The following is a 15781-nucleotide window of genomic DNA, read 5'->3' on the forward strand; positions in this document are numbered from 1 at the left end:
CTTGAGCTTCACCGGCGCTTCTTGCCCTCTGGTCCTGGCGACATGGCTCGTCCAGCCGGGCGCCGCACCTTCAGCAAGGCGAGCGGGGCAGAACCCCTAGCGATCCAGGGGCGCCAGCAACTGGGCCAGGTCGGCCTCGGTCAGGCGCCAATCGCCAGCGTTCTCGCTGAGGATGCCGGCGCTCAGCCGGGCCTTTTCCTGCTGGAGTTGCTGGATGCGCTCTTCCAGGGTGCCGCGGGCGATCAACTTGTAGACGAACACCGGGCGATCCTGGCCGATGCGGTAGGCGCGATCGCTGGCCTGTTGCTCGGCGGCGGGGTTCCACCAGGGATCGAAGTGGATGACGGTGTCCGCGGCGGTCAGGTTGAGACCGCTGCCGCCGGCCTTGAGACTGAGCAGGAACACCGGTACCTCGCCACTCTGGAAGCGCTGCACCGGCGTGCGGCGGTCGCGGGTCTCGCCGGTCAGGCTGACGTAGTCGATGCCGCGTTGATCGAGATCCGCTGCGATCAGATCGAGCATGCTGGTGAATTGGGAGAACACCAGGACCCGGCTACCGCCCGGGAGCAGGGCGTCGAGTCTTTCGTTCAGCGCCGCCAGCTTCGCCGAGGGCTTGGCCACGGATTCGTCTTCGTTGGGCACCAGGCGCAGATCGCAACAGACCTGGCGCAGGCGCAGCAGGGCATCGAGAATCAGCAACTGGCTACGGCCGATCCCCTGGCGGGCGATTTCGGCGCGTACCCGCTCGTCCAGCATCAGGCGTAGCGCCTCGTAGCGTTCGCGCTGGGCCGTGCTGAGCTCCACCAGCTGGACGATCTCGGTCTTCGGCGGCAATTCGCTGGCCACCCGCTGCTTGGTGCGGCGCAGCATGAAGGGCCGCACCCGCGCCTTCAGCGCTGCCAGGCGCTGGACGTCGCCCTCGCGTTCGACGGGGATGCGGTAGTGCTGCTTGAAGGTCTTCTCATCGCCCAACCAGCCGGGCATGAGGAAGTGGAATTGCGACCAGAGCTCGCCCAGGTGGTTTTCCAGCGGCGTACCGGTCAGGCAGAGACGATGGCGGGCGCGCAGATGGCGAGCGGCTTGGGCGGCCTTGGTGGCGGCGTTCTTGATCGACTGGGCCTCGTCCAGCACCTGCAGGTGGAAGTCATAGTCGGCCAGGCGCTCGGCATCCCGAGGGAGCAGGGCATAGGTGGTGAGCACCACGTCATGCTCGGGAATGCGTTCGAAGCGGCTGCTGCGGGCGCTGCCCTGCAGGGTGAGGACCCGCAGCCCAGGAGCGAAGCGGGCGATCTCGTCCTGCCAGTTGGGAATCAGGCTGGTCGGCATGACGATCAGCGCCGGGGCGGTCAGGCGGCCGGCGGCCTGCTCGACGAGGATGTGCGCCAGGGTCTGCAGCGTCTTGCCCAGGCCCATGTCGTCGGCGAGGATGCCGCCGACCTCCAGTTCGCGCAGAGCCTGCAGCCAGGCCACGCCTTCGCGTTGATAGGGGCGCAGTTCGGCGTGTAGGGTCTCCGGCAGTACCACCGGCTCGGCGGCATAGCTGCGCAGTCGCTCGGCGAAGCTGCGCAGGCGTTCGCCGCCCTCCCACTCCAGGGGGAGGCGTTCTTCCAGCTCGGCGAGGCGTGCGGCGTCCAGACGCGGCAGACGCAGGGCACGGTCATGGGTGAGGCGGTCGGTGGCATAGAGCTCGCCGAGGATCTGCAGGATGGGCTTTAGTCGGCCCAGGGGCACGGCGACCCGCTGGACGCGGCCCTGCTGGCCAGCCAGGCGCGGCGGCTCGATGCGCAGCAGCACGGGTTCGTCGTCGGCGCGCTTGGCCAGGGTCGCGGGTTCGTATTGCGAGGGTTCGCGGCGAATGGCCTCGATCAACAAGGGGATCAGGCTCACCCGGCGCTGCCCCAGGCGGATGCCCAGTTCGACGTCGAAGAGGCCGGTGGCGGTGGTCTTGTCCTCGACTTCTTCGAGGTGCCCGTACCAACCCTCGACCGGGGTGAGGTCGAAGGTGAATTCGGGGTGGGCCTCGATCTGCCAACCGGTCTCGCGCAGGGCGGGAAGCCCCTGCTGGACGAATCTCAGCCAGGCGGGATCGTCGGGCAATTCGAACATCTCGCCACTGTCGTCGGGCAGGGCAGCGCTGCGGCGGGTCGCCGGGCGCAGGCCGAGATCGAGCAAGGTCTGGCGCCAGCGCTGTTCGGCCGGCAGCTGGCGGGCGGGGTAGTCGGCGCCCGGGCTTCTGGGCGGGGCGCCGAACAGCCGTTGCTTGCCGTACTGGAAAGCCAGGGCCGCCCGATGGCGAACGGTCGGCCGCATCTTGCCGACGTGGCGGTCGTAGTCGATCTGGGTGTGGCTGCCCAGGGTCAGCACCGGCTGCGGCAGGTCCGGGTTGACGACCGGCGCGGTCGGCAGGTCGGCCTGGTCGCGCTGCAGGCGTTCCAGTTCGATGAGGGCCGCAGCGGCATGCTTGCACTGGCGGCCGACCGGGCAGGTGCAGCGGGCGTCCACCCGCCACACGCTCTCGCCCGGCCGCAGGCTGATCGCCTGGCGATAGGCCGGGCCGGCCGGACTGCTGCATTCGGCGTAGAGCTGTCCCTTGGCGGCCGAGCGGATACGCACCAGGCCGTCCAGCGCCAGGCGCCGACCGCGCTCGTAGTTGCGCTCCGTGAAGGCGCCTTTCCAGTCCTGCCACTTGAGCCGTTCGAAACGTAACGCCATCGTTCACCCAGGCTGTTCGTACCAAACCGGCTATTCTGCCACAGTCGCTCCGTGGCTCGTCGGACTCCCTTGCACTATGTGAGAATGAGAATATAGTGCAATTAAGGAGATCGAGGGCAAGGCGATGCGCGAGCAACAGTTAGCTAATCTGACTTCGGCCAATACTCGCCCGGTGGAAGACCGGCGAGAAGGGCGACTGCGTTCGTTGCAGCGAGCCCTGCTCGTGGTCTGCAGCCTGGGTGTACTGGTCGCCGCGACGCTGCACCTCGGCTATCTCGCATTTGGCGGGCGCTGATCCTTCCGATTGGCAGCGCCCAGGAAAAAGCCCCGACCAGTCACCTGGCCGGGGCTTTTTCTACCGCGTCGTTGGCAGTCGACGCGGGGCGGATCAGACCAGCAGGTCGCCCACGCGGTACATCTTCATGGTGTTGGTGCCGTCGCGCTTGGTGTAGCTGTCGCCCTTGGTCAGGATGACCCAGTCACCGTGCTCGACGATGCCACGCTTGAGCAGCTCGTCCACCGCCGCCTGGCTCACCTTGTTCGCCGGCATCGAGGTCGGGTCGAAGGGGATGGTGTGCACGTTGCGGAACAGCGCGGTGCGGGCCTGGGTGGCACGGCTGGAAGCGAAGGAGAAGATCGGTACCGAGGAACGCAGGCGCGACATGATCAGCGGGGTGTAGCCGGTGTCGGTCAGGCTGATGATGGCCTTCACGCCGGGGAAGTGGTTGGCCACGTAGATCGAGGCCAGGGCGATACTCTCGTCCCAGCGGGTGAAGGTCTGGCCCAGACGGTGGCTGGACAGCTTGCTGGTAGGCTGCTTCTCGGCACCGACGCAGACCCGCGCCATGGCCTTGACCGCTTCCACCGGGTACTGGCCGGCGGCGCTCTCGGCGGAGAGCATCACGGCGTCGGTGTTGTCCAGCACGGCGTTGGCCACGTCGGAGACTTCCGCACGGGTTGGCATCGGGCTGCTGATCATCGACTCCATCATCTGGGTCGCGGTGATCACCGCCTTGTTGAGGCGGCGGGCGTGGGAAATGATGCGCTTCTGGATACCCACCAGCTCGGCATCGCCGATTTCCACGCCGAGGTCGCCACGGGCCACCATGACGGCGTCACTGGCCAGGATCAGGCCATCCAGGGCTTCGTCGTCGGCCACGGCCTCGGCGCGCTCGATCTTGGCCACCAGCCAGGACTTGCCGCCAGCGGCTTCCATCAGGCGCCGGGCCTCGTTCATGTCTTCGGCGTCACGGGGGAAGGACACCGCCAGGTAGTCCACCTCCATGGAAGCGGCCAGCTTGATGTCTTCGCGGTCCTTGTCGGTCAGGGCCGGTGCGGTCAGGCCGCCACCGCGACGGTTGATGCCCTTGTGGTCGGACAGCGGCCCACCGATCAGGGTCACGCAATGCAGTTCGGTGGCGGTCACGCCTTCCACGCGCAGGACCACGCGGCCGTCGTCCAGCAGCAGTTCGTCGCCCACGCGGCAGTCGGCGACCAGGCCCGGGTAGTCGATGCCGACCACTTCCTCGGTGCCCTCGGTGCGGGGATGGGCGATGGACAGGCGGAAGGGATCGCCGACCTTGAGTTCGATGCGCTTGTTGACGAACTTGGCGATACGGATCTTCGGACCCTGGAGGTCGCCGAGCAGGGCGACATGGCGACCGTGCTTGGCGGCGAGATCCCGTACCAACTGGCCACGGGCTCGGTGCTCGTCGGGCGTTCCGTGCGAGAAGTTCAGGCGGGCGACGTCGATGCCGGCGATGATGAGCTGCTCGAGGACTTCCGGAGAATTGCTGGCCGGGCCTAGGGTGGCGACGATCTTGGTACGGCGATAAATCATGCAGTCTTTCCTTTAGCGGATTGCAATCATGAGTCGACGCCTCAGCGCCGAGTCGACGTAGAACACGGAGCGCGACTCATTGTAGCGCCGTCGCGTGGCCAGCACATGACGGCTTTTTGCAGCTTCGTCACACCTATGGTCGTTTCTGCTCAAGAAGCGGGCACTCGCGCCGATCTAGCGAGCAGGAGGACTTTCCATGCGCCCTTATCTTTGCCTGTTCCTGTTGCTCGGCCTGACCGGCTGCACCAGCGTCTCGATGAATTCCTATCTCGATGCCGCCTACAAATCCTATTCCGAGGGCGACTGCAACGACGCCCTGCTGCAGATCTCCCAGGCCGAGCGCAAGAGCCGCGCCCGGCCCTGGCTGCAGCCGGAGATGTCCATGCTGCGCGGCCAGTGCCTGGAGCAGCAGCAACTCTATGCCGATGCGGCCCAGACCTATCGCTTCATCCAAACTCGCTATCCGGCAAGCGAATATGCCTATCGGGCCCAGGCGCGACTGGACACCCTGCGTCAAATGGGGCTAGATGGAACAGCGGCCGTCGCGACGCCCCAACCGGTGCGCTCCCTACCGCAGCGCTGAGCTTTCCAGGACGTTGTCGGTAAAGTGGCTTTACCGTGTGCAGGATGAATCGCACCATGACCCAGAATCGTCGTATCGAGCGCCACCAACTGCCCTACTACCTGAAGGTGTTCAACCGTTTCACCGACAAGCCCATGGGCTATATCGGCAACATCTCCCGCGAGGGGCTGTTGATGATCAGCCAACTGCCCATGCTGGTGAACGCGCGGTTCGAACTGCGGCTGAAGATTCCCGGCCAGGACGGCCAGTTGCATTTCGTCGACTTCGATGCCCGCTGCCAGTGGAGCCACGAAGACGTCACGCCGGGCAACTACGACTCCGGCTTCAGCGTTGCCGAGCCGCCGCCCGAGTTCGCCGAGCTGATCGGTGTGTTGCAGCACTATTTCACCTTCGGTCGACTCTCCCAGTCGGCGGTCTGACCCTCGTCGGCCGCCTCCCACAGCGCCAGCAGGCGCGTCTGCAGACTGGCTTCGCCGCTCGCCGGCAACCAGGTGATGCCCAGTCGGGCCAGACGCGAGGCCAGGCGTTCGTGGCGAATCTGGGTTTTCCAGCTCTCGGCGTAGGCCCTGGCCGTGCGCGGCCCGCGTAGCTGGCTCGGCTCCAACGGGCCGCGTGGTTGCGTACCGACCAGCCAGAGCGTCAGACCACGCCGAGCGAGCTCCAGGCGCGCGAGCCATTCCAGACACTCTTCTTCCAGCGGCGCGACCACCACGATCAGGCCATCCGGACCGACCTGGCGGCACAGCTGCGCCAGGGCGGCCTTGAGCTCGCCGCCGGTACCGGGCTGCAACGCGACAGTCGGGGGCAGGGGCGGAGTGCGTTCGGGGGCGGTGGCGGCGAGCAGGCGCAAGTCGGGATCGAGTCCATAGACGCGGACGGCGTTGCCGCTGGCGGCGACGCCCCTGGCGAAGCCAAGGGCCTGGTCATGGTCCTGCTGCCAGGCGCTGCGACCCGCCGGCGCACGGTTGTCGATCAGCAGATGCAGGGTGCTCCGGCGGCGTCGGGCACGGTCGGCCGCGAGGGGCCTGGGCGGATGGTGCCAGAGTCCTGCCCGGCGCCAGCGGGGATGCCGGCGTTCCAGCATGGCCAGGGCCAGCAGCAGGATCGCCGCGGCCGCGGGCAGGCCTTGCCAACCTGGTGGCAGGGCGAGTCCCAGCACCAGGCTGGCGAGCGTCAGGCTGGCCAGCCCGAATAGCAGGCGGCGACTCGGCCTCACGGGCGCGGCGCCGGACACTGTCCCAGCAGCCTGAGGATCTGGCCATCGAGGCTGTCGCCCTCGAACTCCCGCTCCGGCGTCAGGCGGACGCGCGGACGCAGGACGCCGGGCAGCGCCTGGCGCACATCCTCGGCCGCGACGCTGTCGCCGCCCCTGAGGAAGGCGAATGCCTGGGCGAGGCGCAGCAGCGCCTGGGCCGCCCGGGGACTGGCACCCTGTTCGAAGGCGGGCCAGTCGCGGGTCAGACGGATCAGGCGTAGGCCGAACTCCAGTACCGGTTCGGCCACCGGCAGACTGGCGACCAGGCGCTGCAGTGGCGGCAGGTCGCGCGCCTGCAGCAGGGGGCGCAGGCCCGCCGCTTCCAGCGGATCGGCATGCCCCTGTTGCACTGCCTGGCGCAAGGCGGCGAGTTCCTGGCTCTCCGTCGGCCAGTCCAGGCGCAACTGGGCGAGGAAGCGATCACGCACCGCCAGGGGCAGATCGCTGCCCGGGCTGCGGGTGGCGATCACCAGGAACGGATTGGGCAGGGGCACGCTACGGCCTTCCAGGATCAGCTGCCGCGTCTGCAGGGCCTCGGTCAGCAGATTCTGGACGACGGCCGGCGCGCGCGGCAGATCCTCGATCAGCAGCAACTGACTGAACAGCGGTCCGCGGCGGAGGCGGGCATTCTCGGCGCCCGCTTCCACGATGATCTCGCCGGCCACCTCGGCCACGGTTTGCCCCGCATGGCCATGCAGGCGGCCAAAGCTGGTTTCCAGGCTGGCCGCCAGGGCGCGGACCAGAAGGGTCTTGCCGGCCCCGGGCGGTCCTTCGAGCAACAGGTGGCCGCCGGCCAGCAGGGTGGCCAGCAGTCCGTCCACCGCGAGCTCCTGCTGTGGCAGCACCCTGAGCAACGCTTGGCGCAACGCCTGCAGCCGCGCCAGGGCGCGTGCCTTGACGCCGGCTTCGCCAGTGTCCGCCACGGTTCCTTCGGGAGTGGAGCTATCGGTCATCGGGAGTCCTCGGAGGTTGGGGTGCGCAAGGCCAGCCGCAGTTGGCGCAGTTGCCTGACGCGCCGGGTGATCTCGCGACCGCTGGGCCGGGGCGGGCAGGGGCGCATGGCTTCGCCCACCACGCGGGTGGACAGACCGCTCACGCGGGCCAGGTATTGCCAGCGCTCGGCCACACCCTGGTCGGCCAGTTCCGGACGGCGGCGCTGCAGTCGTCGCTGGATGTCACGTTGCAAGGTGGCGATCAGCTCCGGCCAGGGCTCCGGCGGTCGAGCGGGCCGGGCCGCCCCGTCGCGCCGGCGTCGCCACTGCCAGGCGATAAGGGTCGCCAGCAGCAGGACCAGCGTGAGGCCGAAGCGCTGTAGCGCCTCTTGCCAAAGGGGGACGGGCGGCGTCGGGGCGATGAGGGCGACCGGTGCGCCCTGGGTCAGATACCACAGCAGCCAGGCATTGTCGTACTGGCCGAGCCGGGCATTGCTCCAGAGCTCGGTGTCCGACAGCAGGGTGACGCTGCCTGCGCCCCAGGGCAGCAGCAGCATGTGGGTGGCGCTGGCACTGCTGGCCCAGGCCGTGGCCTGGTCGCCGACATCGAACAGATGCCGACTGTCGTCGAAGCCCAGGTAGGCCGGGGCATCGTCCTCGGCCAGATAGAGCTGGGTCAGGTTGGGCCACAGGGGTAGCGCCATGATGGGCTGCGCGACACCGCCCAGCTCGCGGGTCGGCATAGGTCGCACGCCCAGGGTGGCGCTCAGGGCCAGGGTGCTGTCGTCCGCGACCGCCACGAGCTGGCCTCCGGCTGCCACCCAGTCCAGCAACTCCTGGGCCTGCTGTTCCTGAAGCGGGGAATTGCCAGCCAGCCAGAGCCGTACGCCTTGGGCCTGAAGATCGTCGAGATGCTCGGCGGAAAAGCGCGTCACCGGACTGCCGAAATGCTGCAGGAAGGCGGCGGCCAGGGCCAAAGGCTCAGGATCGCGAGAGATTGCCGCGGGCAGCTGGGTGACGATCTGGCGGGCCGCCTGGCTATCGAGCCCCTGGCGAGTCAGCCGCAGGCTGGCCGGTCCGCTGTCGGCTTGGGGTGGCAAGGGGCAGGACAGTGGCTCCGCCTGGGCGAGGCAGGTAAGGGGTAGCGTCAGGGCGAAGAGCCAGGCGCCCAGGCGCTGGCCGGCGAGGCGACACCAGGCGCGAGGGAAGAGCCGATCGACTGAACGCATGCAGGAAAAGCTACGCCTGGAAACAAGGACCAGAGCCTAGCGGGTGCGGGTGATCCTGGGCAAGGCGGCAGGCGATGCTAGACTGCGCCGATTCTAGGGGAGGGTAGTGTGACGCAGAGCATCTTCTGGTACGACTTCGAGACCACCGGCATCGATCCTCGCCGGGATCGCCCGCTGCAAGTCGCCGGGGTGCGTACCGATTTGGATCTCAGGGAGATCGGCGAGCCGCTTAATCTGCATTGCCGCCTGAGCGAGGATGTCCTGCCACACCCGGCGGCCTGCCTGGTCACCGGTATCCTGCCGGAAACCCTACAGCGGCTGGGGCTGCGCGAGCGGGACTTCATCCAGCGCCTGCACGCCGAGCTCGCCCGACCGCAGACCTGCACGGTCGGCTACAACAATCTGCGTTTCGATGACGAGATGCTGCGTCATAGCCTCTATCGTAACTTCCACGATCCCTATGGCCGGGAATGGCAGCAGGGCAACAGCCGCTGGGATGTGCTCGGGCTGATCCGGGCGCTCTATGCCTTCCGGCCGGAAAGCCTGAACTGGCCGCAAGAGAACGACCGCCCGTCCCTGCGTCTGGATCGCCTGACCCTGGCCAATGGCATCGAGCACGCCCAGGCCCATGACGCCCTGGCGGATGTCCGGGCGACCGTGGCTCTGGCGCATCTGGTCAGGCAGCGCCAGCCACGGCTCTATGACTATCTCTGGTCGCTACGGCAGAAGAAGGCGGCGCAGGCGCGGATATGCCTGCTCGAGCCCGTGCTGCACGTCTCTGGCCGTTTCAGTGCCGAACGCCACTTCCTCGCCCCCGTCCTGCCGCTAGCCTGGCATCCGGTGAATCGCAATGCCCTGATCGTCTGTGATCTCGCGGCAGCGCCAGACCTGCTGTTCGAGCTGGATGCCGAGGCCCTGCGCCAGCGACTCTACACCCGCCGCGACGCCCTGGCCGCGGGCGAGCTGCCGGTACCGCTCAAGTTGGTGCAGATCAACAAGTGCCCGATCCTGGCGCCGTTCAGCGTCCTGCGCCCGGAAGATCAGGAGCGCTTGCAGTTCGATACGGCTGCGGTATGGCGGACGGTACGGCAGATCCTCGATCGAAGCGAAGTCTGGCGCCCCAAGCTACCGCTGATCTATGCCTCACCCGCTATCCAGACGGAAACGCTGGACGCTGAATTGAGACTTTACGACGGCTTCATCGATGCCGAAGAACGGCAACTGTGCGATCAACTTCGCCAGTGTCCGCCTGCGGAACTTGGCGAACGAACTTGGTCCTTTCGTGACAACCGGCACCCGGAACTTTTCTTTCGTTACCGCGCGCGCAACTTCCCGGAATTGCTGACCGCGCAGGAGGCCACACTTTGGCGACAGTTCTGCCGTCAGCGACTGCTCACAGGAGAGGCCGAGGGGCAGCTGACCTGTGGTCAATTCCTCGCGCTGACCGAGGAGTTTCGTCGCGAGGCGTCCGTCGATCAATTAGCGGTACTCGATGCCTGGTCCGATCATGTTCGACGCCTGGTCGCGTACCTGGATGAAAGTATCGACGATGCGACATGAAGTCGCGCCTGGCTAATTACGGCGAAGTCTGGAGTTTCCAATTGACATGGCGTGGGTAGAAATAGGCGTGGCTATGCTGATTTCAACCGAATCGAGAGGAGCGCTGAAGAGCGGCTGTCGCTGCCAGGGTAGGTAACAGTCTGGCGATTAAAGTGCATTAGCGGAATCGATGCGCAGTGGCTAGTGCCGGGGCCGCGGCCACCGCCGTCTGCCCGAGCCGCCCTGCCAGGCCGCGCAGGGCAAAAAAAACGCCGGCAAGCCGGCGTTTTTTTCGATCAGTCCAGGAGGGTAGCCCAGGACTCCACGTCGTCGGAGCCCCACTTGGCTTTCCACTCTTTGAGCGTCTTGTGATTGCCGCCCTTGGTTTCAATCACTTCACCGTTGTGCGGGTTCTTGTACTGCTTGACCTTGCGCGCGCGCTTGGGGGTGCCAGAGGCATTGCTCTTGTTGGTGCGAGCTTGACGTGCCGGTTTGGCATCGGCATCGAGAATGCCGATGATGTCACGCAGGGACTTTTGATATTCGCCCATCAGCGAACGGAGTTTCTTTTCGAACTCCAGTTCCTTCTGCAGCTTGTCGTCCTCTTGCAGGGACTTCAGGCGCTCCTGCAGTTCCTTGATGGCTTCTTCGGTCTGACGATATTCGTTGATAAGCGACATGATTGGCCTTTGCTCGGTGGTGGTGCAAAAAAGATAAGTGGGCCAATCATAGATTGGCTATTGAGATAAGTAAACAGGGCGGGGAAGACGTTCAATATTTAATATTGGTGTCGCGGAAAGACTTGAAACAAGGGGTGTGACGCCGATTGTTAAACCCAAGCGGTGGAGCGGGAAACTTGTGCTTCGATAATTGTCCGGCTCCGTCTGTCTAGGGTGCCGCGAACTCCCGATGGGATCACCGCTGCGCCGCTCGACGCTGCTGGCGACTGCGCCTAGAATGCAGCCCCTTTTCGCGCGAGGTTTTCCTATGCAAACGTTTCGTCTGGTGATCGCCTGTCCGGACGGGGTAGGTATCGTTGCCAAGGTCAGCAACTTCCTGGCGACCTATAACGGCTGGATTACCGAAGCGAGTCATCATTCGGATACGGAAAGTGGCTGGTTCTTCATGCGCCACGAAATCCGCGCCGATTCCCTGCCGTTCGATCTGGCAGGCTTCCGGCAGGCCTTCGCGCCCATCGCCCGGGAGTTTTCCATGCAGTGGCGCATCACCGACTCGGCCCAGCGCCAGCGCGTGGTGCTCATGGCCAGTCGCGAATCCCACTGCCTGGCCGACCTGCTGCACCGCTGGCACAGCGGCGAGCTGGACTGCGAGATCCCCTGCGTCATCTCCAACCACGACACCCTGCGCAGCATGGTCGAATGGCACGGCATACCCTTCTTCCATGTGCCGGTCGACCCCAGCGACAAGCAGCCGGCCTTCGACGAGGTCTCCCGGCTGATCGACCTGCACCAGGCGGACACCGTGGTGCTCGCGCGCTATATGCAGATCCTGCCGCCCGAGCTGTGCCAGCGCTATGCTCACCAAGTGATCAACATCCACCACAGCTTCCTGCCGTCCTTCGTCGGCGCCAAGCCCTATCACCAGGCGGCGCAGCGGGGCGTGAAGCTGATCGGCGCCACCTGTCACTACGTGACCGAGGAGCTGGACGCCGGGCCGATCATCGAGCAGGACGTGGTGCGCGTCAGCCATAGGGACAATGTCGAAGACATGGTTCGCCTGGGCAAGGACGTGGAGAAGATGGCGCTGTCCCGCGGTCTGAGATACCACCTGCAAGACCGGGTCATGGTACATGGCAACAAGACCGTCATCTTCGACTGACCAGGAATCCGCCATGGCGGCCCCCGGCACGGCCGAGGCGCCGCCGCGACTGGGCGAGGGTTGCCTGGCTCGCTACGACCTGCAGGCCGCAGACGAGCATCTGGGCGCTGACTTCAGCGCGGCAGCGGCCCTGTGGCGTCGCCTGCGGGCGGAAGCGGCAGATTCGGCCGCCGATGACGGGGAAACGGCTCAGTCGTCCTGAGGCTCGTTGTCGGCGACGGTCTTGGCCTTGAGATCGGCGATCTTGCGCACTTCCGAGGCGAACACCTCATCCTGCACGGTAGGACGCTTCTTCCAGGGTTTGCGATCGGGCTTGGGTTGCGCAGCGTAGGTGACGATTTCGCCACCGTAGACATCCTGATAGCGCTGGGCCTGGCGTTCCAGTTCAGCGCGAAGTTGATCTTTGGTCACGGGTTCGATCTTGTTCGAGTGTCGCGAGAGGGGAGCGCTCCTCGTGGAGTGCTCCTGGGTAGGCGCGCCTGGGGCGCGGCTACCGAGTCTAGCCGCCGCGTGGCACTTTGCCTACTGGGCGAGGAGGCGCATCGACAGGTCGATGGACTTGACGTCCTTGGTCAGGGTACCGATGGAAATGTAGTCGACCCCGGTCTGGGCGATACCTAGCAGGGTGGCCTCGTTGACCCCGCCGGAAGCCTCCAGCTTGGCTCGGCCAGCGGTGAGGGTGACGGCGGTGCGCATGTCCGCCAGGCTCAGTTCGTCGAGCATGACGATGTCCGCGCCCGCGGCCAGGGCCTGTTGCAGTTCGCCGAGATCCTCCACCTCCACTTCCACCGGGCGACCGGGTGCGAGCTGGCGAGCGGTCGCCACTGCCTGGGCGATGCCGCCGCAGGCGGCGATGTGGTTTTCCTTGATCAGGAAGGCGTCGAACAGACCGATTCGATGATTGTGGCAACCGCCGCAGGTGACCGCGTATTTCTGGGCGCGGCGCAGGCCTGGCAGCGTCTTGCGGGTATCCAGCAGCTTCACGGCGGTGTCCTGCACCAGATCCGCGTAATGCCGGCAGCGAGTAGCGGTGCCGGAGAGCAACTGCAGGAAATTGAGGGCGCTCCGTTCGCCGGTGAGCAGGGCGCGAGCCGGACCCTGGAGTTCGAACAGCACCTGGTCGGGCGCGACCCGGTCGCCGTCACGGACCTGCCAGCTGACCTCGACGCGGGGGTCCAGCACCCGGAAGACTTCGTCGACCCAAGCCGTTCCCGCCACGACCGCCGCCTCGCGGGTGATGATCCGCGCGCGGGCGCTCTGCCGCTCGGGGATCAGGCCTGCCGTGAGATCGCCGCTGCCGATGTCTTCGCGCAAGGCGGCGGCGACGTTTTCGGTGACGACCTGAGCGAGGTCGGGCAGGATGGTGCTGGACATGAGGGTACTCCGATGAGGGGCTGCAGGGGGCGGACGGGCAACTTTAGGCGACGTTGACGATCTGAGATAGACAACGTTGAATGATTCGAAGGGCAGGCGTCGTCTGACAGGTGCCTTGTGAACCCTGTCATGTACTGTGCAGATGCCGATTGGTCGATGCCTTAGCTGAGCAAATAATGGCACATCGACAACGTTTCACCTCGCGGCCAGGGCGGCCAACGTTGTTCAATGCTCCTGTAGTGGAACGCGATTCAGCCGAACGCAAGAACGGTTGTGGGAGGCGGTGGTGCAGAACGACGTAAATGTGGTTCATTTCAAGGCGCTTGGGGAGTCCTCTTCCCGATTGCCCGCAGTGCTTTTGCCGGTCAGAGATCGCGCCGCTCAGCGACTCAACGCGTCCTTGCAGCAGCTCTTCGACAATGCCGACGATGCTCTGTTCGAGATGGCTGATCGTGCCGGCAGCAATCAGGAACAAAGTCTCTACTTCGAGGCGATGCGTGACCTGCGCCTGAGACGCAAGAGCATAGAGCGCAGTTTTCTCCAGCAGTATTTCGAGCGCTTCGCCGCCCTCAACAACCTGGTCAGCGGCAAGCCGGAGATGCGCCTCGACAGTGTGTCCTACGAAGACCTGAGCCTGGTGCAGAACGATGCCCTCGAAGAGAGCGTCGCAGTGGACACCATGGTGGCCAAGGCGCTGAGCAACAACGCCATGGCCATCAGCCACCTGACCATCAGGTTCAATACCCAGCTGTCGAGCAAGCTCGACGACGCGACCCATCCCCTGGGCCCGCGGCGCCTGTGCGAAGCCTTCGTCGAGGCCTGTCGCGACCTGGATACCGACATCAAGGTCAAGCTGATCATCTACAAGCTGTTCGAACGCTTCGTGCTCAACGGCCTCGGCCAGCTGTACGCGGAATCCAATCGGCAACTGGTGGAGGCAGGTGTATTGCCCCAGCTCAAGGCCGTTCCCCAGCAGGTGCCGGGGCGCAGCGCCAAGGGCTACAGTGGTCGTACCCCGGCTCACGTCAACAGCGAAGAGGACGGCCAGGAACTCTTCGGTACCTTGCAGGGCCTGCTGGCCCAGCTGCGCGTACCCGCCTCGGCGCCCATCGCGGGCGCCTCCAGCGGCAGCGGCGAGGGCTTGGCGGCCGGAGTCGACCAAGCGATCACCAGCTACGACCTCATGCGGCTGCTGTCCCATCTGCAGCAGCAGGTTCCCAGCCAGTCCCTGGACGGCTATGACCTGCGGGCGCAACTGGACATGGCGCTGGGTCGCATCAGCGAACGCTCCGGTCGAAAGCGAGTGGTAGGGCAGGTCGACGAAGACGTCATCAACCTGGTGGGGATGCTCTTCGAATTCATTCTCGACGATCTCACCCTGCCGGATTCGCTCAAGGCGCTGATCGCCCGGCTGCAAATCCCCATGCTCAAGGTGGCGGTGCTCGACAAGACCTTCTTCAGTCGCGGCAGCCATCCGGCCCGGCGTCTGCTGAACGAGATCGCCGCGGCCTCTCTCGGCTGGGGCGAGCAGAGCGATCTGCAGCGCGACGGGCTGTACCAGAAGATCGAGCAGATCGTGCAGCGGCTGCTCACCGATTTCGTCGACGACCCGGAGATCTTCGCCGAGCTGCTGGCCGACTTCATGGCCTACGTCAGCGACGAGCAGCGCCGTAGCGAACTGCTCGAACAGCGCACCCGCGACGCCGAAGAGGGGCGGGCCCGGGCCGAGATCGCCCGGCTGCAAGTGGAGCACGTACTCAGCCAGCGGCTGCAGGAGCACCAACTGCCGGCAGCCGTGCAGCGAGTACTGCGCGAGGCCTGGAGCCAGGTACTGCTGTTGACCTGCCTGAAGCAGGGCTACGAGTCCAGTGAATGGCGCGCGGCGCTCCAGACCATGGACGATCTGATCTGGAGCATCCAGCCGCACCACGACGTGGCCTCGCGCCAGCGTCTGCTGGAGATGGTGCCCGGCTTGCTCAAGGCCCTGCGGGAAGGCCTGGCGAGTGCGGCCTTCGATCCCTTCTCCACCTCGGAATTCTTCACCGAACTGGAATCCCTGCACGTGCAGACCTTCCAGCAGACCCGCACCGACCTCGCCGAGGGTGCTAGCGTCGAGGCGCCAGCCATACCGGCGGCCGGCAGCGTGGTCGATGCGCCCTTCGAACTGCCGGGGGCGGCCGAGCGCATCGCGGGTTTGACGGACGAATCCCTGGACTGGGTGGATAGCCTGTCGGTCGGAGCCTGGCTCGAGATCCAGGACGAGGACCAGAAGCTGCGCTGCAAGCTGGCCGCGGTCATTCGCCCAATGGGCCGGCTGGTGTTCGTGAATCGTACCGGCATGAAGGTGCTGGATCGCACGCGCGACGAGCTGGCCCTGGATTATCAGGAGGGCCGCGTACGGCTGCTCGACGATGCGCTACTGTTCGATCGGGCCATGACCTCGGTGATCGGCAACCTGCGTGGTCAGTCGTCCTGAGT

General features: G+C 65.8%; 15 protein-coding genes. 7 read left to right on the forward strand and 8 right to left on the reverse strand.

Annotation, left to right across the window (positions count from 1 at the left end; all coding sequences use genetic code 11):
- Positions 1–96 precede the first annotated feature (96 nt).
- A complete protein-coding gene (locus tag QZ471_RS22975) occupies positions 97–2712 on the reverse strand; it encodes a DEAD/DEAH box helicase (protein ID WP_295468220.1) in 2616 nt (871 codons plus the stop codon).
- Between the two features lie 124 nt (positions 2713–2836).
- Here QZ471_RS22975 and QZ471_RS22980 point away from each other — a divergent pair, with 124 nt between their 5' ends.
- Positions 2837–3007, forward strand: coding sequence for a hypothetical protein (locus tag QZ471_RS22980; RefSeq protein WP_295468222.1), 171 nt, complete (start codon positions 2837–2839; stop codon positions 3005–3007).
- Between the two features lie 93 nt (positions 3008–3100).
- Here QZ471_RS22980 and pyk read toward each other — a convergent pair whose 3' ends face one another.
- Positions 3101–4552 (reverse strand): pyruvate kinase, encoded by a 1452-nt coding sequence (gene pyk / locus QZ471_RS22985; protein ID WP_295468224.1) that lies wholly within the window; start codon positions 4550–4552, stop codon positions 3101–3103.
- Positions 4553–4748: 196 nt separating this feature from the next.
- Between pyk and QZ471_RS22990 the strand changes: the two genes are divergently transcribed.
- Together QZ471_RS22990 and QZ471_RS22995 are read left to right on the forward strand one after the other, a co-directional pair.
- Positions 4749–5135, forward strand: coding sequence for a hypothetical protein (locus QZ471_RS22990; RefSeq protein ID WP_295468226.1), 387 nt, complete (start codon positions 4749–4751; stop codon positions 5133–5135).
- 56 nt (positions 5136–5191) lie between these two features.
- Entirely contained in the window at positions 5192–5554 is a 363-nt protein-coding gene (locus QZ471_RS22995; RefSeq protein WP_295468228.1) for a PilZ domain-containing protein, read from the forward strand.
- Here the strand turns inward: QZ471_RS22995 and QZ471_RS23000 are convergent.
- Genes QZ471_RS23000 through QZ471_RS23010 form a run of 3 tightly spaced genes read right to left on the reverse strand, consistent with a single transcriptional unit; the run spans position 5515 to position 8551 of the window.
- On the reverse strand, positions 5515–6351 hold the full coding sequence (locus QZ471_RS23000; RefSeq protein ID WP_295468230.1) for a hypothetical protein: 837 nt from the start codon (positions 6349–6351) through the stop codon (positions 5515–5517). The two genes, QZ471_RS22995 and QZ471_RS23000, sit on opposite strands and share 40 nt — an antisense overlap.
- Complete coding sequence (locus tag QZ471_RS23005) at positions 6348–7343, reverse strand: MoxR family ATPase (RefSeq protein WP_295468232.1); 996 nt, start codon at positions 7341–7343, stop codon at positions 6348–6350. Before QZ471_RS23005 ends, QZ471_RS23000 begins: the two co-directional genes overlap by 4 nt.
- Positions 7340–8551: a DUF4350 domain-containing protein gene (locus tag QZ471_RS23010; RefSeq protein ID WP_295468234.1), complete on the reverse strand. Its 1212-nt coding sequence runs from the start codon at positions 8549–8551 to the stop codon at positions 7340–7342. Before QZ471_RS23010 ends, QZ471_RS23005 begins: the two co-directional genes overlap by 4 nt.
- A 108-nt stretch (positions 8552–8659) precedes the next feature.
- Here QZ471_RS23010 and sbcB point away from each other — a divergent pair, with 108 nt between their 5' ends.
- Entirely contained in the window at positions 8660–10111 is a 1452-nt protein-coding gene (gene sbcB, locus QZ471_RS23015) for an exodeoxyribonuclease I (RefSeq protein ID WP_295468235.1), read from the forward strand.
- 275 nt (positions 10112–10386) lie between these two features.
- Here sbcB and mvaT read toward each other — a convergent pair whose 3' ends face one another.
- Positions 10387–10770, reverse strand: coding sequence for a histone-like nucleoid-structuring protein MvaT (gene mvaT, locus QZ471_RS23020; RefSeq protein WP_295468236.1), 384 nt, complete (start codon positions 10768–10770; stop codon positions 10387–10389).
- Between the two features lie 307 nt (positions 10771–11077).
- On the opposite strand from mvaT, the gene purU reads away from it, so the two are divergent.
- Together purU and QZ471_RS23030 are read left to right on the forward strand one after the other, a co-directional pair.
- Positions 11078–11929: a formyltetrahydrofolate deformylase gene (gene purU, locus QZ471_RS23025; protein ID WP_295468237.1), complete on the forward strand. Its 852-nt coding sequence runs from the start codon at positions 11078–11080 to the stop codon at positions 11927–11929.
- Between the two features lie 13 nt (positions 11930–11942).
- Positions 11943–12131, forward strand: a complete 189-nt coding sequence (locus tag QZ471_RS23030) for a hypothetical protein (RefSeq protein ID WP_295468239.1) — start codon at positions 11943–11945, stop codon at positions 12129–12131.
- On the opposite strand, the gene QZ471_RS23035 is transcribed toward QZ471_RS23030, so the two are convergent.
- Both QZ471_RS23035 and nadC read right to left on the reverse strand, forming a co-directional pair.
- Entirely contained in the window at positions 12119–12340 is a 222-nt protein-coding gene (locus QZ471_RS23035; RefSeq protein WP_295468241.1) for a hypothetical protein, read from the reverse strand. The genes QZ471_RS23030 and QZ471_RS23035 overlap by 13 nt on opposite strands.
- 111 nt (positions 12341–12451) lie before the next feature.
- Positions 12452–13303, reverse strand: a complete 852-nt coding sequence (nadC, locus tag QZ471_RS23040) for a carboxylating nicotinate-nucleotide diphosphorylase (RefSeq protein WP_295468244.1) — start codon at positions 13301–13303, stop codon at positions 12452–12454.
- A gap of 286 nt (positions 13304–13589) precedes the next feature.
- On the opposite strand from nadC, the gene QZ471_RS23045 reads away from it, so the two are divergent.
- Positions 13590–15779, forward strand: a complete 2190-nt coding sequence (locus QZ471_RS23045; protein WP_295468246.1) for a DUF1631 domain-containing protein — start codon at positions 13590–13592, stop codon at positions 15777–15779.
- The last annotated feature ends 2 nt before the right edge of the window (positions 15780–15781 follow it).

The sequence above is a fragment of the uncultured Pseudomonas sp. genome (genome assembly GCF_913774235.1).
In the GTDB taxonomy this organism is placed as follows: Bacteria; Pseudomonadota; Gammaproteobacteria; order Pseudomonadales; family Pseudomonadaceae; genus Chryseomonas.

Excerpts from the sequence above, each read along its gene's own strand:
- QZ471_RS22975 (WP_295468220.1), bottom strand. The coding sequence starts at position 2,712 with ATGGCGTTACGTTTCGAACGGCTCAAGTGGCAGGACTGGAAAGGCGCC.
- QZ471_RS22980 (WP_295468222.1), top strand. The coding sequence starts at position 2,837 with ATGCGCGAGCAACAGTTAGCTAATCTGACTTCGGCCAATACTCGCCCG.
- pyk (WP_295468224.1), bottom strand. The coding sequence starts at position 4,552 with ATGATTTATCGCCGTACCAAGATCGTCGCCACCCTAGGCCCGGCCAGC.
- QZ471_RS22990 (WP_295468226.1), top strand. The coding sequence starts at position 4,749 with ATGCGCCCTTATCTTTGCCTGTTCCTGTTGCTCGGCCTGACCGGCTGC.
- QZ471_RS22995 (WP_295468228.1), top strand. The coding sequence starts at position 5,192 with ATGACCCAGAATCGTCGTATCGAGCGCCACCAACTGCCCTACTACCTG.
- QZ471_RS23005 (WP_295468232.1), bottom strand. The coding sequence starts at position 7,343 with ATGACCGATAGCTCCACTCCCGAAGGAACCGTGGCGGACACTGGCGAA.
- QZ471_RS23010 (WP_295468234.1), bottom strand. The coding sequence starts at position 8,551 with ATGCGTTCAGTCGATCGGCTCTTCCCTCGCGCCTGGTGTCGCCTCGCC.
- mvaT (WP_295468236.1), bottom strand. The coding sequence starts at position 10,770 with ATGTCGCTTATCAACGAATATCGTCAGACCGAAGAAGCCATCAAGGAA.
- purU (WP_295468237.1), top strand. The coding sequence starts at position 11,078 with ATGCAAACGTTTCGTCTGGTGATCGCCTGTCCGGACGGGGTAGGTATC.
- QZ471_RS23030 (WP_295468239.1), top strand. The coding sequence starts at position 11,943 with ATGGCGGCCCCCGGCACGGCCGAGGCGCCGCCGCGACTGGGCGAGGGT.
- nadC (WP_295468244.1), bottom strand. The coding sequence starts at position 13,303 with ATGTCCAGCACCATCCTGCCCGACCTCGCTCAGGTCGTCACCGAAAAC.